Raw genomic sequence first — 26309 nt, 5'->3', positions numbered from 1 at the left:
TAGAAAGACGAAGGATTTTAATCCGACAAACTGTGCAGTGACCTACTGTCTGAATATTATCGGTGGAATACCGGATCAGCCCGTTCGGCTATACTCTGTTACCTATTATTGACGCGATGAGGGTCTGGGGGGCGGCAGCAAATGGATGAAAGATCGCAGTAAGAGCACATTTAAGATTAATAAAAGGCCCAGGATTAGTCCTGGGGCCTTTTATTAATCTGACGGCAAGCACCTGTTAAATATCGATCGCTTCATCATAGGCAAGTGCAGTCGCTTCTTTAAAAGCCTCGCTCATAGTAGGGTGAGGATGTATCGCCTGCAGGATCTCCTGTGCTGTACTTTCCAGCGTTCGTGCCAGTACTGCTTCAGCTATCATCTCTGTCACGCCATTACCGATCATATGGCACCCCAGCAGTTCACCATATTTAGCATCGAATATCACTTTTACAAATCCTTCGGGACTGCCGGCGGCACTTGCCTTGCCATTAGCTGACAGAGGAAATTTACCTACTTTTATTTCATAACCCGCCTCTTTAGCTGCTTTTTCGGTGAGGCCAACACTGGCGATCTCCGGTATGCAGAAAGTACAGCCAGGTACATTTCCATAATCCAGCCTACGCGGTTCCTTGGGTAATTTTTTTTCTGTGTAGGCAATATGTTCTGCTGCCAGGACCCCTTCTTTTGTTGCCTTGTGTGCCAGTGCCTGGTTCGGTACACAGTCTCCCAGCGCATAGATACGTGGTGCAGTAGTCTTCAGATGCTCGTCTACTAGGATCCTGCCTTTTTCTGTCTTAACGCCCAGTTGCTCCAGTCCCAGATCTTCAATATTTGCTACGATACCCACTGCGCTGAGCACTATATCGGCATCAAGGGTCACCATGCTGCCGTCTGCGAGCTTTATTGCCGCGGTTACCCCATTGGGGCCTGGCTCTGCTTTCTCTACCGAAGCTCCCATCATCACGGTGATGCCTTGCTTTTTGAATTGCTTTTCCAGTTCCTTCGATACCTCTTCGTCTTCGACAGGCACGATACGTGGCATAAATTCTACCAGCGTAACTTTTGTTCCCAGTGTGTTATAGAAGTAAGCAAATTCTGACCCTATGGCTCCACTGCCTACCACTATCATACTCTTGGGCTGTTGTGGCAATGACATTGCTTCGCGATAGCCAATGATATGTTTGCCATCTATTGGCAAATTGGGCAGCTGCCGGGCCCTTCCTCCCGTTGCCAGTACCATGTACTTGCCCTGAAAGGTCAGCTTGTTACCGTCCGCGGAGGTTACTTCTACTTGTCCTGGTGCTTTCAGGCGACCGTATCCCATGATCACGTCTATCTTGTTTTTCTTCATGAGGTATTGTACGCCTTTGCTTTTTTTATTGGCCACCTCCCGGCTTCTTTGAATTACTGCGGGGAAATCTACACCAACCTCCCCGAAATTGAGACCGTAAGCACTTCCATGGCGACCATAGTCGGCCACCTGGGCGCTTTTCAACAGGGCTTTAGTAGGAATACATCCCCAGTTGAGGCATATACCACCCAGATTTTCCTTTTCTACTATTGCTACACGCAGTCCCAGCTGGGAAGCTCGGATGGCAGCAGGGTATCCACCCGGGCCGCTACCTATCACTATTACATCGTAGTTCATCTTCTATTATTTAAGTAAGTTAGGTTCTATCTTAATATTTGGACGACTGTCTATAAAACAGGCAAAAAAATTTATAACATTGCAGGGAGGCTTTGTAAAAAGTCGTTTAGTGGCTGATCGCTATTATATATCTTGCGTCGCATCATGGCGCCTTCGTATGCATCGAAGACAAACCCAACCATTTGCCGGCTCTTGCAAGTATTCATGATAGACCCGTCGTCTTTTCCCTGTTCTGCCAGCCTGGTTAGCGCTTTTAGCAGACCTTCAATATGCTCCCGTAGTTTTGCTGCAATAGCGGGCGTGTGTGCACTTATCTCTTGTCCCAGGTTGCCCATTATACAACCATATACCGGTTCTTGTCCCGGTGTTCTGAGATAATGCCGCACCAGCGTACGAAATATCCGGATGATCTTTTCTTTACCGGATAGATTGTCGCTGTTAATAATCTCCTCAAATTTTTTGGTAAAGGTTTTCTGAAAGAAATATGTCAATACGGACAGTGCGAAATCTTCTTTGTTTTTAAAATAGTAGTGAAAAGATCCTGTCGGCACTCCTACTGCCTGGGTGATCTCCCGGACGCCTGTGCCGGAATATGGCCTGGAAGAGAACAGTTCAAGTCCTATTTCCAGTAATCTGTCACGATTATTCATACTATAAAGTTATAGACAGTCGTCCAACTACCCAAAAAAATATTTAAAGTATAGTGGTTTTGAATATCTCATCAAAGCTGATCGTATTGGTTTTTCTCCTAATTAAAGGCTGTTTTCACTGTTTACAGGCGCTAACTGTTGTTTTAACATTGCTTATCTAATTCACCAAAAACTAATACTTATGGAACACGATGTTTTTTATGGTTATGACCCTGCACCCACAGCTCCATTGCGATCAGCGCTGCTCCTGAGATCGCTGTATTTCCCTACAACACCATTTTTAACGACCACTTCCTTTCTCCCGTTGGCCAACAATCTACTGCTTTTGATTAAAGGCGTTATCAGCTTTGTTCTCTTAACCGTGTAAATAACAGGAGAGGTTTACCCTATAAAGAGCAAACCTCTCCTAATGAATCGACTAAAGTAAGTACCGTTTATACTTCCTATAGATATGTGTCATGGTGCTTCGAATCTCCACAGTTGTGCATCCGCGCCGTTCCAGGTCCAGGATCTGACATCTGCCCCCGGCGTGGGACTACCATCGGCCAAATCGACTACGTTATTGCTTGATTTTGACATAATCCGATACCAACCGCCACCTACGGCTTCAATACGCCAGAGCTGGCAATCGTTGGAGAAAACATCCCATACCTGAATATTGGCGCCCCGATCGATTCCGCAGGCGTCCAGGTCCAGTGACTTGTGAGAGGGTAATTCTGAGATAATTTTATAGTACCCATTATTCTGATAAGTGATATTCCATTTTTGCCCGGCACAGTCGGTCCGTGTCCATGTTCTTACGTCGGCGTTACCGATGGCGCATCCTGCTATATCAAGATAAAGGCCGGCACCGGTGGTAGTATTGATTTTTGACCTTACGGCATACTGACCGCTGGGAAGCGGATTGGATACCAGGCAAGGTGTTGTACCACCGGATTGTGTAACGCCCGAGTTGGTAATACTTATCGGGATGATATTACCTGCCGCATCAAAGAACATCCTGTCGATGGCAACCTGTCGTTCGTGTATATTGGTGCTGGTGCGACGGTGATACACGAAAAAATATTCATCACTGCAACCGGGCTTCCTGATTACAGCGTTGTGACCGGGGCCTTTTATTGCGCCACGTGGAGAGGTGATACGTCCTTTGTAGGACCATGGACCCATTGGGTTGTTAGAAGTCGCATATTCAACATGATAGTCATCGTTACCAAAGTGATTAATAGAATACATCAGGTAGTAGGTCCCGTTTCGTTTGATCACATACGGTGCTTCGAAATAATTGGAAGGTTTTTCGTGGCTGCGGGCACCTGTAAGTGATATCATGTCACTGTTCAGTCGTTGGATATTCATGGTTGTGTTACCCCAGTACATATATGCCTGTCCATCATCGTCGATGAATACCATCGGATCTATGGGGTCGGATCCATCTCCGGTTGCCAGGGCGCTACCTTTGTCTACGAAAGGCCCTACCGGACCGGAGCCTACGGCTACACCTACTTTTTTGGCTGCGGTAAAGTAAAAGTAATATTTACCGTTGCGGGCAACGATAGCGGGCGCCCACCCATCGGTATGTGCCCAATTGACATTGGCCAGGTCCAGGATAATGCCTTCGTCCTTCCAGTTCAGCAGATCTGTTGATGAATAGGCATGAAACTGGCTGGCATTAGGGCCTGTAGCGGTGGGATAAATGTAATACTTGCCATTTGCATAAATGATATCTGGATCAGCGGTGGCTACTGGTAAAATGGGGTTTCCGCTCATCAGGTCGACGGCTCTTTCCGTTGTAGCGCGTGTGTTGGAGGTATTGTCTTTAATTGACATTAGTTTAGCTTCTTTCTCCGTACATCCTGTAAGACCTGATAGGATAATAGCTGCTGAAGTAAGCAGGTGGCTCACTACTCTACATTTTTTTTTCATGGAATTTTAGATTTACTGGTTATAAAAAAGACAATGGTTGCAATATGGGCATACTACAATTATTAATTAACGTGGAATCATGGGTTACTTACAGCGGGGTGGAGCTGTAACGATCAACAATACAATGATATGACAATAAAATAAAAGACCAGCGAAATTCGCTGGTCTTTTATTTTATTAATCAGTTTGGCTTATTTATCAGAAAGTTGCTTTCAGTTGGAGGCCTACGATGCTTCTGCTACCACCTACATAGGTAGGGAAGCCGATATTGTCACCGCTGTTTCCTGCATCTATTATATATTTTGTGTCGAATATATTACGACCATAAGCACCGATCTCATAACGGTTGTTATTTACCCGGAACTGGTAACCGGCAGTGAAGTTTGCCAATCCATAGCCTTTCTGGTACAGATCTGCACGGTTGCTATCTTCAAAGTATACGCCGGACTTATAGGAATAAGAGGGACGTATATAGATCATACTTTTGGATGATAAGGAGATGTTGGCATCTGCTCCTACTGCGAAACTATGTGCTGGAGTAAGGCGGAAACGGTGGCCGGCATATTCCTGTTTTTCACCATTCTTATTGTATTCATTGAACCTACCATCGACATAAGCGTAGTTACCAAAGATGCTGACATTTCTCACGATCAGGTATCTCAGGGCTGCTTCTAATCCGAAGCTATGGGCTTTTCCACCATCGCTGGCCAGCAGTTGAAGGGCTATAGATCCAGGCTGGGGCTGATAGCTCAACGTCTGGAAGTTATTCCAGTCATAGTAGTAGGCAGTAAAGTCATAGCTCAGTTTGCCTTTGGCTACGATACCCTTAATACCCGCTTCGTAACTCCATACTTCTTCCGGTTTCAGGTAGGTAGTTTTTGCAGGGAAAATGTTGATAACCCCAGGTCTTCTGCCTTTAGATACTGTCGCGTAGATGTTGTTCTTGTTGAACATGTAGTTTAACGCCAGGCGACCTACGTATGAAAAATATTCTTTTGTGGCATAAATAGTTGTTGTTGATACGGGATTGAGCAAGGTATGCGAGCCATTGTTAGCGATCATTCCGAATACACTGGGTTGCGCGGGTTCTGGTGCATAATAACCGGCTCTTTGTTTTTCGTAGCTACCTCTGATGCCGGCGGTTAATTTCAGCCGGTCTGTCAGCTGAAGCGTTCCGTCGCCATAGATCTCGAATGCCTGGTTTTTACCATAGTTGGTGGATGATTCGCTATGTGTACTGCTGATGGGGCTACCGTTCAGTACGTTGACCAGTCCTATCAGCTGTCTTGGGATGGTAGCAGGTATCATACCTGACTGCACCAGTTGCGGCCAGGTGAGTCCCGGAGGTGAGCCGCCGGGGACGAGTTGGCTGATCAGGTTGAGGGCAAAAGGCTGCAGGTTAGGCAGATTGGTTACTGGCATGGGTGTTCCGTTAACGACTACCGGCTGTGTCGTGAACATGCCGGTAACAGCCTGTCTTAATGCGGCTATCTGTGCTGCCGGTAATCCGAGGCCTGTTCCGAGCGCACCAATTTGGCTTGACAGCTGATTACTGAGTAGCGGAGCCACATAGGCGGGGTACAGGTATTGTTCGTTAATACGCATCGGTACTTCTTGTGAAGAGTTTTCATAGAAGTAGCTGGCACCTATGAAACCTGAGAACCGTTTTTTGTCTTCGTAGTTAAAACGTATCTCCTGGCTATATTGGTCGCCTTTGGCTTTTTCAGATACCCACAGGATGGGAGCAGGTGTACCATCGGCATCGAAAGATTCGTCGGAGTCGAACTTCCTGAATCCAGAGATCGAAGAGAGCTTCCATCGATCGTTCAGCTGGTGGTCTATCAGCAAGGTAGTACTACCCACATGTCTTTTGATATAGAGATTTTTACCTTGTTCGAGGTCAGCGAATGTATTAGGATCGGTATCTCCACCTTTAGGGGCGAATCGTTGGCTCTTAAAGCTAGTACCGGGATAATCGTCATATTGATAATTAAGTATCAAATCGGCTGTTGTTCTGTCGCTGGCAGTTAACCGGGTACTGTTCCGGAATGCATATACCCCTTTCCCGTTCAAGCGTCCACCAGAGAGATTACCTATAAATCCGTCGCGTGCTTCATAGTTGGCGGCAAACCGATTGGCCAATTTATCTTTAATGATAGGTGTGTTGATATAGCCATTCACAAAGCGATGGTTGTAAGTACCATATCCGCCGGTTATCTGTGCGCTAAAGATGTGCTGTGCTTTATTCTGGATAAGGTGTACGGCACCTATCTCTGCGCCGCGGCCGAAGAGTGTACCTTGAGGGCCTTTCACCACTTCTACCCTTTCCATATCAAAGAGCTCTACTACCGAGGCCCTGGAGCGGGAGATAGAAACACCATCCTGGAAGATGGAGATGCGTGGTTGAGAGCGGGAATCCCCCTCATCAGAAGTGATACCACGTATTACATAACCCGGGTTATTGGGGCTTTGTAACTGTACCTGAAGGCCCGGTATGAATTGTGCCATTTCGTCCATCTGGCGGATGTTCAGGTGATCCAAAGTGGTACCGGAAATTGCGCTGATAGCTATAGGCACTTCAATGCTGCTCTGGGTTCTTTTCTGAGTGCTTACCACGATCTCCCGGAGGGTCTGGTCGGAGGTTTCCAGTGTGATCGACACTTGCTGCGCTTCCCCGGCGGTAACGCTAATCACTTTAGATACCCGTTTGTATCCCAAATGTCTGAATGTAAGCGTATGATTTCCGGGTGCTACCTGCTGGAAACTGAATACACCTGATTCGTCAGTAGTTGCTGTTAAAGAAGTATTATCCAAGCTAACGGTAACACTAACAATGGGCACATTTGCGTCATTCACCACCTTACCGGATAACGTAGTAAGGGTTTGGCCATAGGTAAAGGGCGCTACCACCAAAAGTAACAGGAACAAACTAAATCTTCGTAAATATCTCATCATGATAAAGGGTTTTGCAATTTTGGTATTAAGCCAACAAGGGTACATCATTTTTATATGCCTATTATTAACGGATCATTAAATAATAGTTAGCATATTGTAACTGCGTGGGGGTATCATAACTGTGCCGGTAGTACGTTATGGTTGTTCTTGCCCGATATATAGCTGATGATTTATATCACAAATTTGCAAAAGGATCATTTACTTCGGACAAACTGAGGTAACGAATTTCAGTATGCTATGCTAAAGAGAGAATGGGAAGTAGGCCAGCGGATCTCCGGTAATTTTATGATGGCGGAAATCCACTGAGCATATTAAAGTAACAAGGTGATCAATCGCAGTAATAAAATTTCTTGATATCCAATTCTTCCATCTTACCATTTGTTACGTTGTAGCGAATAATGAACTCGGGTAAAGATGCTTCGTTATATTCATTACGGAAAACAATGCGGCTATGTACCTGGTGGGTGTCCGGATGTATAATATCTACTTTAACCAGCTGTTGTTGCTGATCATATGTTTCTACAGCATAGGGAGACTTCTCAAATCCGGTGACCTGGAAATAGTCCTTTTTGTATATGTCTATTCCCCAATCCATGTTATCTTCTCTTAACTTGTTATGCAATGCTGCCAGGTCATAATGGCCTACTGCAAAGTCAGCATTTCCCACAAATGCATCACGTTTTGTTAGCGTATTCCCCTTCCGGATGATTTCCTCTATCCTGTATAAAGCCATTCCGTTGTCATACCTTCCGAAGTATTCTGTTTTTTCTATTTCTTCCTGACTATTACGCGTAAACTTCTTTTGCAGGGCCAGGTATTGTATGTTCTGATACTTGCGCATGATCTGCTCTTCTACCAGTAACTTATGCTGTCCGTATACGTATATGATCATATCTATGAACTGATCATTCGCCAGATTAATGGCGGTATGTAACATTCCATCCTGGTAGGTAAACACACTTTTCAATACGGTACCATCGTCTTTCACTCTCGTTTCTGATATTTTCAGTCCATTCTGATAGGTATAAGTCAGGGATTCTTTGCTCTTATACACATGATGATGATAATGATCTGCCACCAATTGTCCATTTTCATATGTGAACTCCCGGGTAGACATCACCTCTTCTATGGCATGCCAGTTCTTCAGATTAAATACAGCGTGTTTATGTTTAAGGAATGTTTTGTAGCTATTTGTATCGCTATGAAATGCCAGGATACGATAACTTTCGCCTGTATATTCATAAATATTCAACGTACCACTTTCATTATCCTCGTTTTTAAACAAATCCAATACGGCGATAATCTGCTTTTTTTCGTTATAAAATAGTTCTCTGGTGGTAGACGAATGTGGATCGCGAAATATTTCTTTCGACAGGTACATAGGGATCTATTTTTTATAGTTAGGATTAACTCCAATGTACACAAAATTCTGTTAGAAACTGTATCCTACCGACAGCCGGAATTCCCGGGGCGCCAGTGGTACGTGATAAATGCACGTTGGTCCAACCGATCCCACCATCTACGCGGAAGATGTTTGCCAGTCCCAGGTGTCCATCTTGGGGATACCGACCGGCCCTACCTGTCTGCAGTTGGTAGCCGGCGGATATTGTAATACCTCTGGTTATTTTGAATGGCAGCTTGTAGTTCATCCAAGTATTCTGGATGTGTCTGACTCTGTATAGGGTTGACAAGCCTATATAATTTTTATTGGCATCATCAGTGATACCCGCGTCGGTATATACATAATTGAGCACTACATTGCGTGGAGGGCGAAATATACCGGAGGGCTGATCTGTAGGGGCCTCCTATTATTTGGGAAGTGGGGTAGTCGGTATCCAGTAGCCCGGACAATGCGGGTTTCATTTGCTGGCCACAGGCCGGAGCGCAATAGCTACGTTCCTGTTTGTTTTCCTGTTTACGATCAGGGTTATTTTTTTCTTTCTTTTCTTCTTCCTTTATTTTCCGCGCAAGCTGCGCATTTTCCATTACAATGCATTTCCGGGGTAGCCCGGTTGACGCAAAGATTTTTAGCTATATAGTCCTGGTTTAAGTAGAAGTCCAGTAGCAATACGTAGCGGTCTAACAGCTGGTATACCCATGCCAGCAGAAAAAAAACTGCTATAATTTTTCTATTCACTTCTTTTGTCCGAATTGCTAATGTGCATCCAAGGTATAAAAAAGAGCGATACCTTAATGGTATCGCTCTACTTCGCTATTGGCGGTCGGCGAAGTCGATCAAACTACTCTCGATCTTATTGAAATCTGCATGAAGTGTGACAGTTTCCGTCGCACTGACGGAGGTATTGGTCATAATGATCCAACCATAATGACGTTTTGCATCAAATCCGATCTTGGTACAAATGCCAGGGTCGTTACCGCCATGCATATAGACATCCTGCTTTTTGAACCAAAAGATACACATATCCATACCGGGCACTGCTGTCACTTTGGGTGTAAATATCTGCTGCCAGGATTCCCTTTTCAGTAGGGAGCTGTTGCCTTCGTAGGCTTTCATCATTTCCTGCAGGTATTTTACCATGTCTTCTCCGGATATTCTCCAGCTGCCATCAGGGTAAGAACTCTGGCTATAAACAGGCAACCAAAGGTATATAGGATGATATAGGCCAGCATATAAGTCACTACGGGTATTGTCATAAAACCAGTGTGCCGACTGTAGTTGCAGGGGGTCGAATACATATTTCTTTACGAAACTGGCGTAGGATATCCCGGACTTCAGTTCTACGAGATAAGCTGCCAGTGCGGTTGCATAATTGGAGTATTCGAATTTCTCTCCAGGTTTTGTTCCCAGGAAGTTGCTGTTTTTATACAGTTGTCTGCCTGGTACGAAATAATCTTTCAGGAAATCCCCTAAGGATTGTTTGGGCGTCTTTTCCAGGACGAGGTTGTCATTGCCCCCTGAAAGTGTATCATAGACACTGGAGGTATGTGTTACCAGGTGTTTTAGTTTGATAGGGATATCCGGATGATAAGGGTTTACCACTGCGAAGGGCAGTATATCGTTAATATTGGTCTCCATATTGAAGTATCCCAATTCTATTCCTTTCATCACGGCGATACTGGCCAGGGTTTTAGTTATAGAAGCCACCGGCATGATAGTAGATGGATTAAAGGTCCTGCTGGTTGTTGCATCTGCGACCCCGAACGACCTGGCATAGATCAGTTTTCCGTCTTTAATGACAGCGGTATACAATCCTGGGAAATAAGATCTTGCGCGAATGGCCTCTATATTGTCTGTCAGCTTATCTGCGCCCGGCTGTTCAACAGGTGGTTTACTTTCTTCCTGTTTATCCTTTTTACAAGCCAGGGCCAGCAACATTACGAGTGGCAGATACAACCATCTCCATGTTATTTTGTTTTGTTCCATTAAATAATACTTGATGAATGTTAAAGGTAAATGGGGCAGGTACGACGACTGTGTCTTTTCTACCAAACGGCAGTTGGTGTATACATAGCAGGGGATTTATCCTATATCGGGGATCAAATCGGCTGGCATGTATACAAAAATGACACGGTTTTTCCATTTTGGAGTAGTATAGCTGGTATTTTTTTCTTCATTACAAATGTATTAGTGACACTAAATGCAGTATCATGGCTAGTTTTCATTATTCGATCTCCATTGTGGCGAAGACGGGCATATCATTGGCATCACACGCGTGATTTTGAAAACATCTTTAATATGAAGCGAGGATCACTTACTCTTTTTTTCCTGACATTATTTTTCTATTACGGACATGCACAGCAAGACACTACGACAAAAAGTACGGCTGTTACTGTAGACGGTTCCAATGGGCGAAGCCTTCCGGCTCCTCTGTCTTCTCCACCCTTTCCCAGCGGAGAGTGGGTGGGTACTCCGCTTATAGGTGTTCCTGCGGATGCGCCAGATTATCCACTGACCAAGCTGTTGGGATTACACCGCAGCAAGAGCAGGATCAAGATCTATGGGTGGGTAGACATAGGTGCTAACTTCAGTACCTCTAAACAATCAAATGCGCCTACCTCTTATAACCTGGTACCCAACCGTGTGGTGTTGGATCAGGCGATACTGCGGGTAGAGCGGCAGCCTAACACGGTACAAACCGATCATGTGGACTGGGGATTTGTAGTGGATAATATTTTTGGTACGGACTACCGCTATACGATTGCCAAAGGTATTGTCAGCGATCAGTTGCTGAGGCGCAACCAGCTGTATGGTTATGATCCTACGCAGGTATATGGTATGCTTTATATCCCCAAAGTGGCTCAGGGGCTGTTGATCCGAGTAGGCCGTTTTATTTCCCCTGCGGATATTGAAGCGCAGTGGGCGCCGGATAACTACTTGTATTCCCATTCGCTGATGTTCACGGTAGATCCCTATACTTTTACCGGTATACATGCAGCTTTGAGATTGAATGCACATTGGACGATCATGGCCGGTGCTCATGCTGGTAATGATATGGCGCCCTGGAGTAAGTCGGCTAGTTTAAATGGGCTGGCAATGGTCCGTTGGGTAGCGCCTAATAACCGGAACTCTCTGTATGGAGGTATTAACTCGCTGGGGCGAGGTTACTACAAGAATGCCCATGATAATCTGCAGATGGCAGTGGCGACCTGGGGGCATAAGTTTAGTGAGCGGGTACATATGAATACGGAGGTATACTATATGTGGCAGCGGGAAGCTGCTATTGGTGGAACGGCCATCGAGGGACCGGGTAAGGAATGGTATATGGGCACCGGGTTAGGTGATATTATTCCCGGAGTGGCATCTGCGGTAGGGGCGGTCAATTATTTCCAGATCAAACTATCTGACAAAAAGGACTATCTGTCCATCAGAAATGATATGCTGAATGACCCACAAGGGAACCGGACGGGTGCGGCTACCATGTATACCAGCCATACAATCGGATGGATACACTCCTTCAGTAACCTGTTGCGGATAAGACCAGAGGTCCGCTATGAGAAAGCCTGGAAAAATGATGTTACGCCTTACGACAATGGTACCCGCAGGGAGCAGTTCACGGCTGCTATGGATCTGATCGTACGTTTCTAACTTTCCATCTGTATAAAAATAAAAACAGCCTGCACAATTGTGCAGGCTGTTTTTATTTTTGTTAATTATGCCAGCTAGCTTCTCTTTTTTGCTTTAGGAATTGCTTTACAACAGTTTCCTTTGTTATCTAACGGCTCGGTGAGAAAAACGCCATTTACTTTTTTGTCTGTCGTTTCTGTCAGTTCTGCATCGTAGGTAAGTTTTCCCTTTTTTATTTCATAGAATTTTGATGGCAGGTAGTATATAGAGTCGGGTGAAGGATGCGGAAGCGCGACCTCACTTCCTCCGAATTCCAGCTGCCCGTCGCGGTCCCAGTCTTTTACATCAGAGCTGATGGTGCTGAGTACGGAATCAGCCCGGGAATGTTCGATATTGAATACATACAGGCGGTTCTTTTTAGGACTGGCATCGACTTCGAGGAAGAGGAATACGGATTTACCATCTTCTATGAGCCGGTTACGTTTACTTTTATAGTTGATGATATCGTTTTGCAGTTGGTATGCTTTTTTACCGTTGACAAAGATGGTGCCTTTATAGACGGTGATGATTTGCTGGATACTGCTGGTAAAGTGTAGTTCGTTGGCCGGTTTCTGGGCCAGCGCTGGTACACACAATACCAGTGCAAGGCATAGATTCAATAGGTAGTGCATCATTTTTTATTTTAAGCGGCTTCAATATAGTTAAATCCCGGGTCTTTACAGCCGTTTATACACTCTTACCCAATCTATGAAGACGGAGCAGGGGAATTTAGCATCCTCCGTAATACGGCCCCCGTAGGTTTGGTTGTCATTACCGCCAACTCCTGCGGAGAGGATCAGGTAAAATGAATGTTCGAATGGTTTCCATTCATTGAAATGGTGGGAATATTCTGTTGCCAGCACCCGTTTTCCATTAATGGTTCTTTCTATTTGTCCGTCCTGTCCATCGGGAGCCTGACCGAATGCATCTCCATCATTGAAGTAGTGCATATGATACACTTGGCCATCGATGCTAAATTCGATGCGTTCTTTATACCAGTCGATGCGATAAGTGTGAAAACCGCCGCTACCGGTATTGGGATCATTGTCTTTGGGGGGCCATGCGCCATATTCCGGTTTAACGGCGGGCACCTGTCGTTCTGCGTAGTTGTAATAGGCACCCTGGTGACCATGGTTCCAGTCCAGGTACTGGTTATCTTTCCAGAACCAGGCATAGTGGACAGTTCCCAGGTTATGATAGGGTATACTACCGACATATTCCATGATATCTATTTCTCCACCCTGTGGCCACATGATATTGGGTTGTCCGGCAGGTTTTTCGACCGGCATCATCCAGAAAGCGAATCCCTGGCCTTTGTATTTTACGTCCCGGGCCCAGATGCGCGCTTCTATGCGGGTACCCGGTCCGAAGGCCCCGAGGTTCTGGGTATTGACACGGCCGCTGGTATAATTGCGATCTACAAAGGATTCTTTGCGGGTAGTGACAGCCAGTGTGCCGCCGTCGGCGTCGGGGATGTCTGTCTGTATACGTAGGTTTTCGGGGCGGTCGGTGGCCCTATCGAGCTGGCCGGTGCCCCAGTTTCCACCGATCCCTGTGCCGGTTTCGATATTCCATTTTTTGTTGTCCAGGGTATTGCCATTGAATTCTTCCTGCCAGATCAACTGGTAGCCATCATAGGCGGGTACATTTGTCTTTACGTCTCCATTGTTATCTTTTTTATCTGACTTCTGGCAGCAGATCAGCAATGGGATAAGTATCAACATGACAGTTATTCTCATAGATAGTATTTCGACACAAGATGATGCGTTTTTATCATATTTTATTTTTTATTTTATTTAAAAAATATCTATATGAACAATACCTGGTTGATACGATTTGGGGGAAGTGCGGGGATGTCAATAGTATTAGTTCTGGTATTTTTTGTCTGGTAATAATGATCTGCCATTATATTTGTGGCGGAATAACATCATCCTAAATCGTTCTAATATGCTATCACAAAACATGAAAGAAGCGCTCAACAGGCAAATTCTGATGGAAGCGCAATCCTCCCAGGCCTATCTGGCAATGGGTAGCTGGGCAGAGATACAGCCGGGTCTGAAAGGTGTAACTAAATTTTTTTTCCGTCATAGTGATGAGGAGCGTATGCACATGTTGAAGCTGATCCATTATGTGAATGAGCGTGGTGGATTTGCTATTGTGCCGGCGCTGGAGCAACCGGTGATGACATTTGTGTCTCTCAAAAGTGCTTTTGAGCAGCTGTTGAAGCATGAGATCAAGGTGAGTGAGAGCATTAATGAGCTGATAGAGATCGCCTTGACAGAAAAGGACTATGCTACGCATAACTTCCTGCAGTGGTATGTAATGGAGCAAATGGAGGAAGAGCGTCTGGCCAGGGAGTGTAACGACAAGCTGGAGATGATCGGTGATGATAAGAGTGGTCTTTACCTGTTTGACAGGGACGTTCTTACTATGGACCAGGAGTAGCGCTTTATATTTGCTATATTGATAGCGGGCGCCAGGTATACCTGGCGCCCGTTGTTATTACTGTATGTTTTTATAGTGATATTCCTCTTTTCCAGGGGATAAAGTCATCTTTATCATGGCGTACGGCCGCTACGGTTGTGGTTCCTTCTGCTACGCTGATAATATATTCCAGGAGGCGTTCGCCCGCCTGTTGTATTGTTTCTTTTCCTTCGATGATATCTCCCATGCTGATGTCGATGATATCATGCATACGGCGGTGCAAGGTATTGTTGGTTGCTACTTTTACTACGGGGGCTATTGGATTTCCGGTGGGGGTACCGAGGCCGGTGGTGAACACGACGATGTTGGCTCCTGCGCCTACTTCGGCGGTGGTGGATTCCACGTCATTGCCGGGGGTACATAAGAGGTTGAGTCCTGGCAGGCTGACTTTCTCCGGGTAGTCCAGGACTGCGGTTATGGGAGAAGCGCCCCCTTTTTTTGCAGCCCCTGCGGATTTCATGGCATCGGTGATGAGTCCATCCTTAATATTACCCGGGGAGGGGTTCATATCGAAACCGGAGCCGGCTTCCTCTGCGCGCTGGCTATAAGTATACATTAATGCTGCAAAGCGACGGGCATTTTCCGGTGTGGTACAGCGATCGATCAGTTCCTGCTCTACCCCGCATAATTCAGGGAATTCAGCCAGTATAACGCTCCCTCCCAATGCTACCAAGAGATCTGATGCATGTCCCAGGGCGGGATTGGCTGAAATACCGGAGAAACCGTCGGACCCGCCGCACTCCAGCCCTATGCATAATTTGCTGAGCGGGGCAGGCTGGCGGGTTATTTTATTGGCTGCTGCCAGCCCTTCCAGGGTCAATGTGATGGCATCTGTCATTAGTGTATGCTCTGTTCCCAATTGCTGTTGATCTAGCACTACCAATGGTTTGCTGAATTGCGGGTCACGTTTACGGATCTCATCCATCAACAGTTGCTGTTGTGCATTCTGACAGCCCAGGCTTAACACGGTGGCGCCGGCTACGTTGGCATGTGTGATATACCCCGCTAACAGGCCACATAAGGTCTGTGCATCCTGGCGGGTGCCTCCGCAGCCACCCTGGTGAGTGAGAAATTTGATGCCCGTGATTTCAGGGAAGACTAACTGCTCCAGCGGTGCGCTGCTCCATTCGTTGTAACTATTCTGGTCAAGAGCAATCCCGGCCCGCTGTTTTGCGATCAGTTCCCTGGTGAGGGCGGCATACGATCTTTTTTTCCCATATCCGAGTGGCTCCTGCAAGGCATCTTTCAGCAATTGCACATTCTCATTTTCGCAGAAAACAAGGGGGATGACCAACCAGTAATTGGCAGTACCTACACTGCCATCGCTACGGTGATAGCCCATAAATGTGCGTGTTCGCCAGGCGCTTACATCAGGCGGTATCCAGGTATTTTGCTGGCGGTATTGTGCATAGGTATTACTGGCATGCCGTACATTGGCAGTGGTCAGTAGTTCTCCTGTAGCGATATCCGTTATTGCTTTTCCCACTAGTACTCCATACATGGTGATTTCTTCTTCCTTTTTAAAATCTATCGCGGCGAATTTATGTTTGGCCGGGATCTGTTGTATGGTCTTATAATTGACGTTGTCGTAGCTTAGCTCCATACCAGCATCGATATCGGATAAGGCGATCAGCACATTATCTGCCGGATGAGCTTTGAGTATCTTATTCTGCATATTATTATTTTTCACGGTCAACAGCTATGTCCCGGAGAAGCGCCCCTGCTTCATTCCTGAGGAGGTGTAAATAGTATTGTGTTACTTTTTCCGGTAAGCCAGGCAATATGTATAAATTGGCGCCCCACCATTTATCATTGGCCAATATCCCGGTGATATATTCCGGCATGTCTTTTCTGTGCCTGTTGTTATAAAACCATTCCGCGTTTTCATCCATTATTTCGTAGTCAAGCCCCTGGTATTGTCCGATATATCTTCCCTCTTTTTTTTCGGTTACCCCCATCCATGCTATCCAAGCCGCTATTCCTAATGCGATACGCGCGGGAGGCGTTTTAAACTGGCTATAGTATTGCAGTAATACCGGTACGACGCGCATACTGAGTTTGCGGGTGTATTGCCGGGTGATATCTATCCAGGCGTGCCGGATATGTGGATTGCGGAAGCGGAGGAGGATATTCTCTATAAAATGCGCAGCGACATGCGCCCTTAATTGATATGGGATGGCCGGCATTATTTCTTCGTACATCAATGCCTGCAGGTAATGTGAGAATACCGGGTCTTCCATGGCTTCCTGTACGGTGGATAAGCCGGACAGTAATGCCAGTCCGCAGCACAGGATGTGTGTGCCGTTGAGCAGGTATAGTTTCAGCACCCTGTATATTTCTATATCGGGTGTGATAATGATACGTTCGTCGGCCCGGTGGAAGCTCAGTATTTCGCGAATCCTGTCATCGCCTTCGATGGCCCAGAGTGCGTATTGTTCTGTGATCACTGCCAGTTCATCCTTATATCCGTAGCGTTGTTCGAACAACAGTCTTGCTGGAGCGTGAGGGGTACCCGGTACGATACGATCTACGAGGGAATTGCAGCAATTATTATGTTCCTGTAACCAGTCTAAAAAAGCGGGCGACATTTTATTGAATGCTGCCAGGTCCAGCAAGATCTTTTTTAGTAGTGTACCATTTTCCGGGACCAGTTCTGTAGGGATGATCACCATTCCGGCGGTGACGTTGCCTTTAAAGTAACAGAACCTGTGATAGAGCCATGCCAGCAAGCGGGCGGGATATGATGCCGGTGGATGCTGCGTTATAGTTTCCGGTTCGTATCGAATGCCGGCTTCTGTCGTGTTGGAGATGATGATACGGATGTTGGGATCTGTGGCGCAGGCCAGTACAAGGTCCCAATCTTCGTGAGCGGCGAGTACCCTGCTGATGGCGGCACAGATGACAGGTTCTTCTCCTGGCAGTGCCTGTGGTTGATTGCCTTGTATGAGTAAGGTATATAAATGATCCTGCCGCTGGAAGGCGGCCGGTATGTGGCCGGGCGTAGATTTGACTACTACGATCCTGCCATTGAACAGCTGTTGCCGGTTGGCTTTGTCAATAAAGTAATCCGGCAAAGCTCTTAGCAAGATGCCGGTACCAAATTGCAATACTTTTTCCGGTAGCAGGCGGATATCTGCGGCGGGCTTATGTATCGAAGGGTCGTTCAGTGCAGCTACCTGTTGCCAGTTCAGGGTATTCATACCATATATTGTAGAGGTTACAAAACGTCGTGTACTATTTTTCCTGCTACCATTGTCCATTTCACGCTCAGGTTATTGTCCATGATGAGGATATCGGCATCTTTGCCAGGCGTCAGGGAGCCTTTGCGATGTTGTATTCCCATGATACGTGCCGGGGTCAGGCTCATCATTCTGACTGCTTCGTGGAGTGGTATTTCGGCCATCCGGACCATGTTGCGTACGAGCCTGTCAGCTGTTGCGACGCTTCCGGCGAATGCGCTGTAGTCGGGTAGTTTTGCGACGCCATCTTCGACGATGACGTGCAGTCCGCCATGGAGTGGCCCCAGGATGCTATTGCCCGGCGGCATGCCGGCGGCGCGCATGGCGTCTGTAATCAATGCGATACGATCGGGTCCTTTTATTTTATATATCAGTTTGAGTAATGCTGCGGGCAGGTGTACCCCATCGGCGATGACCTCTACATCTATTTCGTCTATCAGGTATACGCTTTCTATTACGCCCGCATGGCGGAACAGGTTGCGGCGGGTAACGCCGGACATGGCAGAGTAGAAGTGTGTGGCCAGTGTGAATCCGGACTCAAATGCCGTTACGACTTCTTCATAGACGGCATCAGTATGAGCGATCGCCGGCAATATTCCTTTTTCGCGAAGGAGGCGGCCCATTTGGGGCGCTCCTTTCAATTCCGGGGCGATGCTCCAGCGGACGATATGCGGGCTGTATTCCAATATTTCCCGGTATTCGTGTTCATCCGGCTCCCTGATATATTTGGGATGTTGCGCGCCCCGTTGGCTCATAGCGAAATAGGGCCCTTCGAGGTGTATGCCCATGAATGTTGCTCCGTTAGTATTGACGGCAAGTGCCGCGGTGTAACTATCCAATGTACGCAGGAGATCTTGCTTTTCGGCTGTAAGGGTAGTAGGCACCATAGCGGTGGTGCCATACTTTGCATGCATTTCGGCTATTTTCAGGAAGGCTTCCGGTGTGGCATCCATAAAGTCGTACCCACCTCCACCATGTATATGCAAGTCTATAAAGCCAGGCGATATATATTGCCCGTTTGCATCTATTGTGACGGCAGCGGTTGTTTCCGGCGTTCCTGCTGTTATGGCTTCTATTATGCCGTTACGTACCAGTACCGTTCCATTTTCTATGATCCGGAGCGGGGTGATAACACGGCCATTGACAATCTTTATCAGCTGTTCCATCTTATTTAATTTTCAGGTTATCGCCATGTTCGATACCTATATCCTCTGAATGCGTAAAATACGAGATACAGGTAGCAAGGGAATAAGACCCAATAAGCATCTTTCACATTGTATATATCTGCGAAATGTCCATATAGCAATGGCATGATAGCATTTCCACAGAGTCCCATTATCATAACGGAGGCGCCCAGTTTGGTGAATCGTCCCAGGCCATCGAGCGCCAGGGGCCATATGCCGGCCCATACCATTGAGTTGGCGAGCCCCAACATTATTACGAACCAGAGGGAGACGTCGGCGGTATGGCCTAAAAGTTTTATTTCTCCACCCGCGAAAATGATCAATAGGGTAAATATGGCACCCATGACGGTGCATATTTGCAGGACACGCAGCTGGCTCAGGTAGCGGGGTATCAGCAGGATACCCAGGAAGTAGCCGCAAATGGTGGCGGTCAGTGTATAGGAAGGAAATACTTTCGCTTCCAGCAGCTGTATACCCATAGAACCGGCGTATCCGATGACGGTATCTACTGCGATTACCTGCGTACCTACATGCAAAAAGATGGCCAATGCTCCCAGTACCAGGTGTGGGAACTGCAATATGTTATTCTTTGCTGCATTGACCATGGCGATTGCTGCACTTTCCTCTTCGGTGTTGATTTCGGGGAGCGGAGACATACGGACGATCGTTCCCAAGCCGATCAGTACAATGCCCAGGATGGCATACGGTATTATTACGCGTCTTATCAGGGTATCCAGTGCGGCGGCTTTTTCTCCATCGTCCATATTGGCCAGGCTGGCAAACAGTTCATTGTCGGTAGCTTTGAGAATAACGGCGGCAAATAGTACAGGTGCTAATATACCTGCTCCTTTATTACAGATGCCCATTATGCTGATGCGCTGGGCGGCTCTTTCTTTTTCACCCAGGATGGTGATATAGGGATTGGCAGCGGTTTGTAACACTGCCAACCCTAATCCTATCGTAAACAATCCTACTAAAAACACTTCATACACGCGAAAAAGTGCGGCCGGTATGAAAATGAAGGCGCCTGCTGCCATGACCAGGAATCCGCACATGATACCATTTTTGAAGCCGATGGCTTTGAGCAAATAGGAAGACGGGACGGACATGACGAAATAAGCGATATAAAATGCGAATGTGACCAGATAGGACTGGAAGTGGTTCAATTCGCAGGCCACTTTAAAGTAAGGAATCAGGATGGCATTGACCCATGATACAAATCCGAAGATAAAAAACAGCATCCCGATGATGATCAGGGAGATCATGGTGTCCCGTTTGCTAAAAGCTTTTGCATCCAATGCCGCTGTAGTTTTCTTCATGTGCTATGTAGTTTGGTCCGGTGCTTAGTTATGTGCGGACAATCCGGCTGCGGACTCGGGGTCCAGGTAAAATATGCAGTTTTCATGTGACTGCAGGATACTGGCCGGATAGCGGTTATCCACGGGTTGTTCGAGGCTGTTCTTTACTGCCAGTGCTTTACGTTTTCCCGGTACGGAGCAGATGATATGCTTGGCCTGCATGATCTGGTATACAGACATGCTGATTGCTTGTGCCGGCACTTCGTCGATCGAAGCGAACCATCCTTCGTTCATCTGTTGTTTGCGGCAGTCAGTGTCTAGATTTACCACGATATAAGGTTGCCTGGTATTAAAATCTGCCGGTGGATCATTAAACGCGAGGTGTCCATTCTCCCCTACTCCTACTAAAGCTACATCTATAGGATGATCCTGAATGAGTTTACCCAGTCGTACGCATTCTGCTGCCGGTTCTGCTTCTCCATTTACGAGAAAAGCATTATTGAGCGGTGTAACTTTTTGCAGAAAACGTTCTTTGAGGTATTTGCGAAAGCTTGCAGGATGTTGTTCCGGCAGGTCTATGTACTCATCCAGGTGGAACATGTTTACTTTACTCCAGTCGATATTTTCTTCTATGAGCTGCCGGAGTGTTTCGAACTGGCTGGTACCTGTTGCCAGAATGATATTGGCATGTCCTTTTGCTGTGATGGCATTACGTATCAATTCGGCGGCGGCTTTTCCTGCCTGGGTTCCCAGTTGCTGATGATCTGCTGATCGGATAACTTTCATTGGATAAAAGATTATTAACTCGGTGATTATAAAAATGGTTATGTGTTTACTTTTACGCCGGTAGTTCCTCCTTTCTGCAGGGAGATGTCTACTGGCTTATTATGTTTCCAGGCACCTGCGGTAAAGTCGGGTACGTCGATAGATGCGGAGCGGTTGGCTACGGACCATTCACTGAGCAGGCCGACGGCGGTCCAGGAGGCGGCATCGTATACATCCATGTCCATTGGCAGGCCGTTGCGCAGGCAGTCGATGAGTCGCCAGTCCATGAGGAAGTCCATACCCCCATGTCCGCCGATCTGCCTGGCCATTTCTCCCAATTTGTGTACGATGGGCGGTGTAAATTTTTCTTCCAGCGCTTTAAATTCCGTATCGGGCAACCATCCTTCGTGACTGGTGGCAATGCGGGGTTCCAGCGGGTATTTCTGGGCTACGGCTTTTGTGCCGCTGACGAGGTGGATACGGGAATAAGGACGTGGGGAGGTGACATCGTGCTGGAGCATGATGGTACGACCTTTACGTGTGCGGATGGTCGTTGTATTCATATTACCCCGGAAGGGTTTCCCTACGTAGGGTCTGAACGTTTCGTCCCTTGCGGCCACTTCTTTGGCCATTGCAGCCATCATAAAGTCATTGCCGGACATTGACACCAGGTAGTCCATACTATCTCCGCGGTTGATGTCCATTACCTGGCAGATGGGGCCCAGTCCATGTGTGGGATAGAGGTTACCATTTCGTTTGGCATTCTCTTTCAGTCGCCAGAGGTCGTATCGTTTATTTTTGTCGAACAGGCTATTGAGTATATCGTGTATATATGCGCCTTCGCCATGTATTATTTCTCCGAAGAATCCCTGCCTGGCCATGTTGAGAGTTAGCAGTTCGAAGAAGTCATAGCAGCAGTTTTCGAGCATGACGCAATGTTTTCGTGTTGCTTCTGAGGTTTCCACCAGTTGCCAGCATTCTTCCATGGTAACGGCGGCTGGTATTTCGGTGGCTACATGTTTGCCATGTTTCATGGCATAGAGTGCGATAGGTGTATGTAAACTCCAGGGGGTGGCAATGTAGATGAGATCTATATCTTCTCTTTCGCATACCTGTTTCCATGCATCGGCGGTACCGCTGTATAATTGGGGCTGATGTCCCGGGCGTTGTATGCGTTGTTGTGCTTCGGCGGCTTTCCCGGGGCGGATGTCGCACAATGCTTTTATTTCTACCCCCTCCAGGTAGGATCCTCTTTCTACTGCTGCGGCGCCCCTGTTGCCAAGTCCTATGTAACCGATGCGTACTGTTTCGATGGCGGGAGCAGCGTATCCGCTCATGTTAAAGCGCTGGGTATATTTACGGGCGGCCTGCTTACGTATCTGTGGCAGGCGGTCTTTAGGTGCCTGTTGTGCCAGGGCCTCTCCAGGTAATAATGAGGCGCCGGTCCATCCTACTCCTGCCAGTCCTGCCAGTTTCAGAAAGTCTCTGCGGTTATTTTTCATAATCGAAGTTTTCATTTTTAAGCACGGTTTGACCTTTCCGTCCTGTCTTTATATTTATTTCGTTGAATTCCTGCTGATAGCTTTTCAGTGTGTTGTTATCCAGCGGATGACCGGACATGGTAACCGGTTCATGGAGTATGATGTTTGCGTTACTCAGTGCTGCCAACAAGGATATATCTCCCCAGGGGAGTATTCCTGGTATATGAATGGCCATGTTGAAATAGTCTATGCCAGCGCGCTGATCGAACACGTAGCTTACCGGGCAGTGCTTCAGTGCCAGCGAAGATATGTTACCATCCAGGGCAGCAAAACACAAGGCGGCTACTGCCAGCTCTTTTGAAGCGTGGATACTTATGGATGATGCCTGCAGCTCTTGCCTTAAAAACGCGGTGAGGAGTTGCAGTTCCTGTACCCATTGTCCCTGTATCGTTTTTCCCAACCATATCATAGAGCGGGCCAGTGTATGAAAAGGCGGCAGGCTACCATCTATTTTACGTGCTTCCGGTGCGTTGTGCGTGCCTATTCCCCAGCCATCGACCAACACGATCCCATTGCCAGTAGCGGTAAGTTCTTGTATGAGTTTTGCGGGTATGCTATCTTTTCCTGCGGGCGTTAATATGATAGTGTAAGTTTTCCCTTTTTGGGATGGCCGTTTCAGTAGTACGGGTAACTGGTCTGCTGCGGTTGTCAGTTCGATCTGTTCCCATCCGGCGGTTTTGCTTTTATGCTGTACCTGTTGTGCTGGTGGTACGGGCTGTAAGCGCAGGATTTCTGCCAGTTCCTTTCTTTTACGGGCTTGATTAAACGCGGTTGTATGCAGATAGGCTTCTCTGCGTAATGTACCCTGCCGGTGGCAATAGGCGGCGGTACTCATTACGGCGGTATCCCTGCTGGTGTGGGGAAAGACGGCCAATTGTTCCAAAGACAGCAGATCGACAGTCGCTAGTTGCTGCGGAGCGCCGGTGCCGGTACCTTTGAGCTGTAAGGTAAACCACCCCAGTACAGCGGCCCTGATCTCGGGCCAGTATCCATGTGTGGTATTGAATATTTCGTAGCTGCATTTATCCTTTGCCTTCTCTTGAGCGTATATGGGTGAGAGCTGGTGGTAGGTACGTAACATTTCCTGCGGCGAGAAGGACTTGCTGGCATCGCGTTGTGCGTTACAGATCTTGAGTGCGCGCGGTGCGATGAGACCTAAAACGGCCGCTTCTTCTGTAAATGTCAGTCCATCGGGAAGCAGTTCACATACGCAGTTGCTATGTACGATATAGGATTCGAAGGTGCCTACACTTACTACCGGGGCGGCTGCTTTGATACGTTCGTCCAGTGCTGCGAGCCACATGGTCTGGTTGCCGCCGCCGCTGGCGCCGGTGGCACCTATACGGGTTTTATCTACTTCCTGCAATGTGCATAAGAGGTCGACACCTCTGATGTTGTCAGTAAGCTGCATGCCCATGAGTGAGGTGCCGATGTTCATCAGGGAGGCGCCCAGGTTAGCCCCGTGATACTCTGCTTCGCCTTGTATGGACGTTCTTTCTCCGGCGCCCCAGGCATCTATGTTCAGGCATACGAATCCCTGCTGAGCCAATGAATGGGCGAGGGACTGGACCATTTCTCCCATGCGGGCATCTTTCCAATGTCCGTGACTGTTGATGACGGCAGGAAAGGGGCCTTTTCCATCGGGTATGTACAAGTTGGCGGTCGCCATTACGCCAGGTTGTGTCTGGAACAGGATATTCTTTACGACATATCCATTCTGTTGGGTATGTCCTGTTTCCCGATACAGCAATGGCAGGTCGTGGTCGATGCGGACACCGGTGTGGCGGATGATCTTTTGTTTCAGTGCCTCTTTTGTTTCCCGCCAGTGTTGCATGGAGAAGGAAGTGCTATGATGCCGGAAGGCAGCGGCTGCCTCTTTTCTCAGCTGTGCGGCTATCCTGTCTTCCGGTTGGTTAGCGGCATTGGTTGTTTGTCCACATAGTGGTGTTGTAACTACTACCATACTGCATATACAGCTGATTATTACGAAGTGTTTCATCATTCATCAATTTTTATCCCACCAGAGCTTTGTTGCTGCGTTATCGGGGCCACCCAGCAGTTGTATGCCTTTCTTCAGTTCTTCGCTATTGGTGGTAGCTTCGGTGGACGGATAAGGGAGGCGTTTAATGAAGACACCTGCGGGGAGATCTGTATTATCGGACTGTAGTACCGGGTACATTTGCGGATAGCCACTGCGCCGGTATTCAGCCCAAGCTTCTATACCATCGGGGTAGATGGCCAGCCATTTCTGGGTGCCGATCTGTTGCCGCTGGATATCTGCGGAGGGGCTGAATTTCACCGGTATGGTTGCTACTGCCGGGGAGTTTTCTGCATCTCCGGGAGCGGTGGGCATTGCGGAGGACTGTATGTAGTTATTGATAACGGATGCATCAGTAATGCCCCATTGCCGCAGGCTCATCTCTATTCCTTTGGCATAGAGGTCTGCTGCTGATCCGGCAGCATTCCATCCATTCAAAGCTGCTTCTGCCCTCAGGAAGTAGGCTTCTGCTGCGTAGATGACGGCTTGGGAGGCTTCGAGTTGCGGTACCCAGGCGGCGCCATTCCAGGCAGCCCATCGTTTTCCTACATTGGAGGTCTGGGCCGGGCGGTTGAGTGGTAAGTTGATAGCTGCAGCGGTGCTACCATTCCGGAGACCTCTGTATTTATTGCCGGCGACGGACGGCTGAAAGAATACTTCGAGGCGGGGATCGTTATATCCTTTCAGGTAAGACGCCATGGTGGAGCTCATGCTGAACTCGTTGTAGGAGCCAATTTGGGAGAGGCCATTCCCATCGTTTTTCAGTGATCTTTTGAGCCAGGCGGTATGGATATTTTCTGTCATCACGCCGGCGGCGATGGCGGTTTCAGCTTCCTGCCTGGCACGTTCCGGTGCTACCAGTGATATGCGCATGGCCAGCCGAAGGCGTAGTGTGTTGGCGAAACGGATCCATTGCTGTACATCACCACCATATATCAGGTCGTAGGTACCGAAGACATTGGCGACGGATAGTTTTTTGAGATTGGCGACAGCTAGGTCCAGCCGTTTGAAGAAGTCGTCGTAGATCTTATCCTGCGGATCGTAGGGTATACGCTGTTGTGCTTCGCCTACCTGGAAATACGGTACTGGCCCGAAGTAGTCGGTGAAGCGATGAAAGGTGTATACCCACATGATGCTGGCTAAGGCATATTCTCCGGAGGCCGGATCGGTATATTGGAAGATTGTTTTGAGCTGAGGTGCGGTGAGTACGTTGGCTACGATACCGGGGCGGGGGAGCCACCCATCGTTGATCACGTAGCGGTCTGTCTGGAAGTTGGTGGTGGTGAGTGCAAAATACTGGGCGTAGAGATCTGCGTACAGGTTTTGCGCGGTCTGATAGTATGATTGATTCATGGGGGCGGCCGACTGAGCCCTTGAGAACATGAAGGGCAGTTCGCGGGCGGAGATGTCTGTGATCTTACCCGGATTGGTATTCATGTCTTCGAAGTTTTTGGTGCAGGCAGCCATGGATACTATTATTGCCGGCAGGATCATATATCGGAGTAGGTGTTTCATGATTATCACA

At 47.6% G+C, this 26309-nt stretch carries 18 protein-coding genes; 2 read left to right on the top strand and 16 right to left on the bottom strand.

Going from position 1 to position 26309, the window contains the following annotated elements; all coding sequences use genetic code 11:
* Positions 1–235 precede the first annotated feature (235 nt).
* From lpdA to KTO58_RS03705, 6 genes are all read right to left on the bottom strand, one after another.
* A complete protein-coding gene (gene lpdA, locus KTO58_RS03730; protein ID WP_095840675.1) occupies positions 236–1645 on the bottom strand; it encodes a dihydrolipoyl dehydrogenase in 1410 nt (469 codons plus the stop codon).
* A 71-nt stretch (positions 1646–1716) separates the two neighbouring features.
* Positions 1717–2295, bottom strand: a complete 579-nt coding sequence (locus tag KTO58_RS03725; RefSeq protein WP_095840676.1) for a TetR/AcrR family transcriptional regulator — start codon at positions 2293–2295, stop codon at positions 1717–1719.
* A gap of 456 nt (positions 2296–2751) precedes the next feature.
* A complete protein-coding gene (locus KTO58_RS03720; RefSeq protein ID WP_095840677.1) occupies positions 2752–4215 on the bottom strand; it encodes a family 43 glycosylhydrolase in 1464 nt (487 codons plus the stop codon).
* A 198-nt stretch (positions 4216–4413) separates the two neighbouring features.
* A complete protein-coding gene (locus KTO58_RS03715) occupies positions 4414–7170 on the bottom strand; it encodes a TonB-dependent receptor (RefSeq protein ID WP_198315026.1) in 2757 nt (918 codons plus the stop codon).
* Between the two features lie 328 nt (positions 7171–7498).
* Positions 7499–8551, bottom strand: coding sequence for a hypothetical protein (locus tag KTO58_RS03710; protein WP_095840679.1), 1053 nt, complete (start codon positions 8549–8551; stop codon positions 7499–7501).
* Positions 8552–9382: 831 nt separating this feature from the next.
* Positions 9383–10555 (bottom strand): serine hydrolase domain-containing protein, encoded by a 1173-nt coding sequence (locus KTO58_RS03705; protein WP_225860042.1) that lies wholly within the window; start codon positions 10553–10555, stop codon positions 9383–9385.
* 312 nt (positions 10556–10867) lie between these two features.
* Between KTO58_RS03705 and KTO58_RS03700 the strand changes: the two genes are divergently transcribed.
* Positions 10868–12217: an outer membrane beta-barrel protein gene (locus KTO58_RS03700; RefSeq protein ID WP_157753204.1), complete on the top strand. Its 1350-nt coding sequence runs from the start codon at positions 10868–10870 to the stop codon at positions 12215–12217.
* Between the two features lie 74 nt (positions 12218–12291).
* On the opposite strand, the gene KTO58_RS03695 is transcribed toward KTO58_RS03700, so the two are convergent.
* Positions 12292–12867 (bottom strand): hypothetical protein, encoded by a 576-nt coding sequence (locus KTO58_RS03695; RefSeq protein ID WP_225860041.1) that lies wholly within the window; start codon positions 12865–12867, stop codon positions 12292–12294.
* 45 nt (positions 12868–12912) lie between these two features.
* Positions 12913–13974: a glycoside hydrolase family 16 protein gene (locus tag KTO58_RS03690; protein WP_095840684.1), complete on the bottom strand. Its 1062-nt coding sequence runs from the start codon at positions 13972–13974 to the stop codon at positions 12913–12915.
* A 208-nt stretch (positions 13975–14182) separates the two neighbouring features.
* On the opposite strand from KTO58_RS03690, the gene KTO58_RS03685 reads away from it, so the two are divergent.
* Positions 14183–14680: a ferritin gene (locus KTO58_RS03685; protein ID WP_095840685.1), complete on the top strand. Its 498-nt coding sequence runs from the start codon at positions 14183–14185 to the stop codon at positions 14678–14680.
* A 70-nt stretch (positions 14681–14750) separates the two neighbouring features.
* Here KTO58_RS03685 and KTO58_RS03680 read toward each other — a convergent pair whose 3' ends face one another.
* From KTO58_RS03680 to KTO58_RS03645, 8 genes are read right to left on the bottom strand one after another with little or no spacing between them, the layout of a single operon-like run.
* The gene (locus tag KTO58_RS03680) at positions 14751–16394 is read right to left on the bottom strand and encodes a UxaA family hydrolase (protein ID WP_095841723.1); all 1644 of its coding nucleotides are present in this window, start codon (positions 16392–16394) and stop codon (positions 14751–14753) included.
* Positions 16395–16398: 4 nt separating this feature from the next.
* Positions 16399–17919, bottom strand: coding sequence for a tagaturonate reductase (locus tag KTO58_RS03675; protein ID WP_157753206.1), 1521 nt, complete (start codon positions 17917–17919; stop codon positions 16399–16401).
* Positions 17920–17936: 17 nt separating this feature from the next.
* Complete coding sequence (gene nagA, locus KTO58_RS03670) at positions 17937–19124, bottom strand: N-acetylglucosamine-6-phosphate deacetylase (RefSeq protein WP_095840687.1); 1188 nt, start codon at positions 19122–19124, stop codon at positions 17937–17939.
* A 17-nt stretch (positions 19125–19141) separates the two neighbouring features.
* The gene (locus KTO58_RS03665) at positions 19142–20461 is read right to left on the bottom strand and encodes a sugar MFS transporter (protein WP_225860040.1); all 1320 of its coding nucleotides are present in this window, start codon (positions 20459–20461) and stop codon (positions 19142–19144) included.
* Between the two features lie 24 nt (positions 20462–20485).
* Positions 20486–21226: a glucosamine-6-phosphate deaminase gene (locus KTO58_RS03660; RefSeq protein ID WP_095840688.1), complete on the bottom strand. Its 741-nt coding sequence runs from the start codon at positions 21224–21226 to the stop codon at positions 20486–20488.
* 38 nt (positions 21227–21264) lie between these two features.
* Complete coding sequence (locus KTO58_RS03655; protein ID WP_095840689.1) at positions 21265–22707, bottom strand: Gfo/Idh/MocA family protein; 1443 nt, start codon at positions 22705–22707, stop codon at positions 21265–21267.
* Positions 22697–24709, bottom strand: a complete 2013-nt coding sequence (locus KTO58_RS03650; protein WP_157753207.1) for an alpha/beta hydrolase family protein — start codon at positions 24707–24709, stop codon at positions 22697–22699. The genes KTO58_RS03655 and KTO58_RS03650 overlap by 11 nt, the downstream gene beginning before the upstream one ends.
* A 42-nt stretch (positions 24710–24751) precedes the next feature.
* Positions 24752–26299 (bottom strand): SusD/RagB family nutrient-binding outer membrane lipoprotein, encoded by a 1548-nt coding sequence (locus KTO58_RS03645; RefSeq protein WP_198315028.1) that lies wholly within the window; start codon positions 26297–26299, stop codon positions 24752–24754.
* Positions 26300–26309 lie beyond the last annotated feature (10 nt).

Source organism: Chitinophaga pendula (assembly GCF_020386615.1).
Lineage (GTDB): Bacteria > Bacteroidota > Bacteroidia > Chitinophagales > Chitinophagaceae > Chitinophaga > Chitinophaga pendula.
This window is presented reverse-complemented; position numbering and strand designations above follow the sequence as displayed.

Excerpts from the sequence above, each read along its gene's own strand:
- KTO58_RS03720 (WP_095840677.1), bottom strand. The coding sequence starts at position 4,215 with ATGAAAAAAAAATGTAGAGTAGTGAGCCACCTGCTTACTTCAGCAGCT.
- KTO58_RS03675 (WP_157753206.1), bottom strand. The coding sequence starts at position 17,919 with ATGAATACCCTGAACTGGCAACAGGTAGCTGCACTGAACGACCCTTCG.
- KTO58_RS03695 (WP_225860041.1), bottom strand. The coding sequence starts at position 12,867 with ATGCACTACCTATTGAATCTATGCCTTGCACTGGTATTGTGTGTACCA.
- KTO58_RS03700 (WP_157753204.1), top strand. The coding sequence starts at position 10,868 with ATGAAGCGAGGATCACTTACTCTTTTTTTCCTGACATTATTTTTCTAT.
- KTO58_RS03680 (WP_095841723.1), bottom strand. The coding sequence starts at position 16,394 with ATGCAGAATAAGATACTCAAAGCTCATCCGGCAGATAATGTGCTGATC.
- KTO58_RS03665 (WP_225860040.1), bottom strand. The coding sequence starts at position 20,461 with ATGAAGAAAACTACAGCGGCATTGGATGCAAAAGCTTTTAGCAAACGG.
- KTO58_RS03715 (WP_198315026.1), bottom strand. The coding sequence starts at position 7,170 with ATGATGAGATATTTACGAAGATTTAGTTTGTTCCTGTTACTTTTGGTG.
- KTO58_RS03645 (WP_198315028.1), bottom strand. The coding sequence starts at position 26,299 with ATGAAACACCTACTCCGATATATGATCCTGCCGGCAATAATAGTATCC.
- KTO58_RS03655 (WP_095840689.1), bottom strand. The coding sequence starts at position 22,707 with ATGAAAAATAACCGCAGAGACTTTCTGAAACTGGCAGGACTGGCAGGA.
- KTO58_RS03685 (WP_095840685.1), top strand. The coding sequence starts at position 14,183 with ATGCTATCACAAAACATGAAAGAAGCGCTCAACAGGCAAATTCTGATG.
- KTO58_RS03690 (WP_095840684.1), bottom strand. The coding sequence starts at position 13,974 with ATGAGAATAACTGTCATGTTGATACTTATCCCATTGCTGATCTGCTGC.
- nagA (WP_095840687.1), bottom strand. The coding sequence starts at position 19,124 with ATGGAACAGCTGATAAAGATTGTCAATGGCCGTGTTATCACCCCGCTC.
- KTO58_RS03705 (WP_225860042.1), bottom strand. The coding sequence starts at position 10,555 with ATGGAACAAAACAAAATAACATGGAGATGGTTGTATCTGCCACTCGTA.
- KTO58_RS03660 (WP_095840688.1), bottom strand. The coding sequence starts at position 21,226 with ATGAAAGTTATCCGATCAGCAGATCATCAGCAACTGGGAACCCAGGCA.
- lpdA (WP_095840675.1), bottom strand. The coding sequence starts at position 1,645 with ATGAACTACGATGTAATAGTGATAGGTAGCGGCCCGGGTGGATACCCT.
- KTO58_RS03725 (WP_095840676.1), bottom strand. The coding sequence starts at position 2,295 with ATGAATAATCGTGACAGATTACTGGAAATAGGACTTGAACTGTTCTCT.
- KTO58_RS03650 (WP_157753207.1), bottom strand. The coding sequence starts at position 24,709 with ATGGTAGTAGTTACAACACCACTATGTGGACAAACAACCAATGCCGCT.
- KTO58_RS03710 (WP_095840679.1), bottom strand. The coding sequence starts at position 8,551 with ATGTACCTGTCGAAAGAAATATTTCGCGATCCACATTCGTCTACCACC.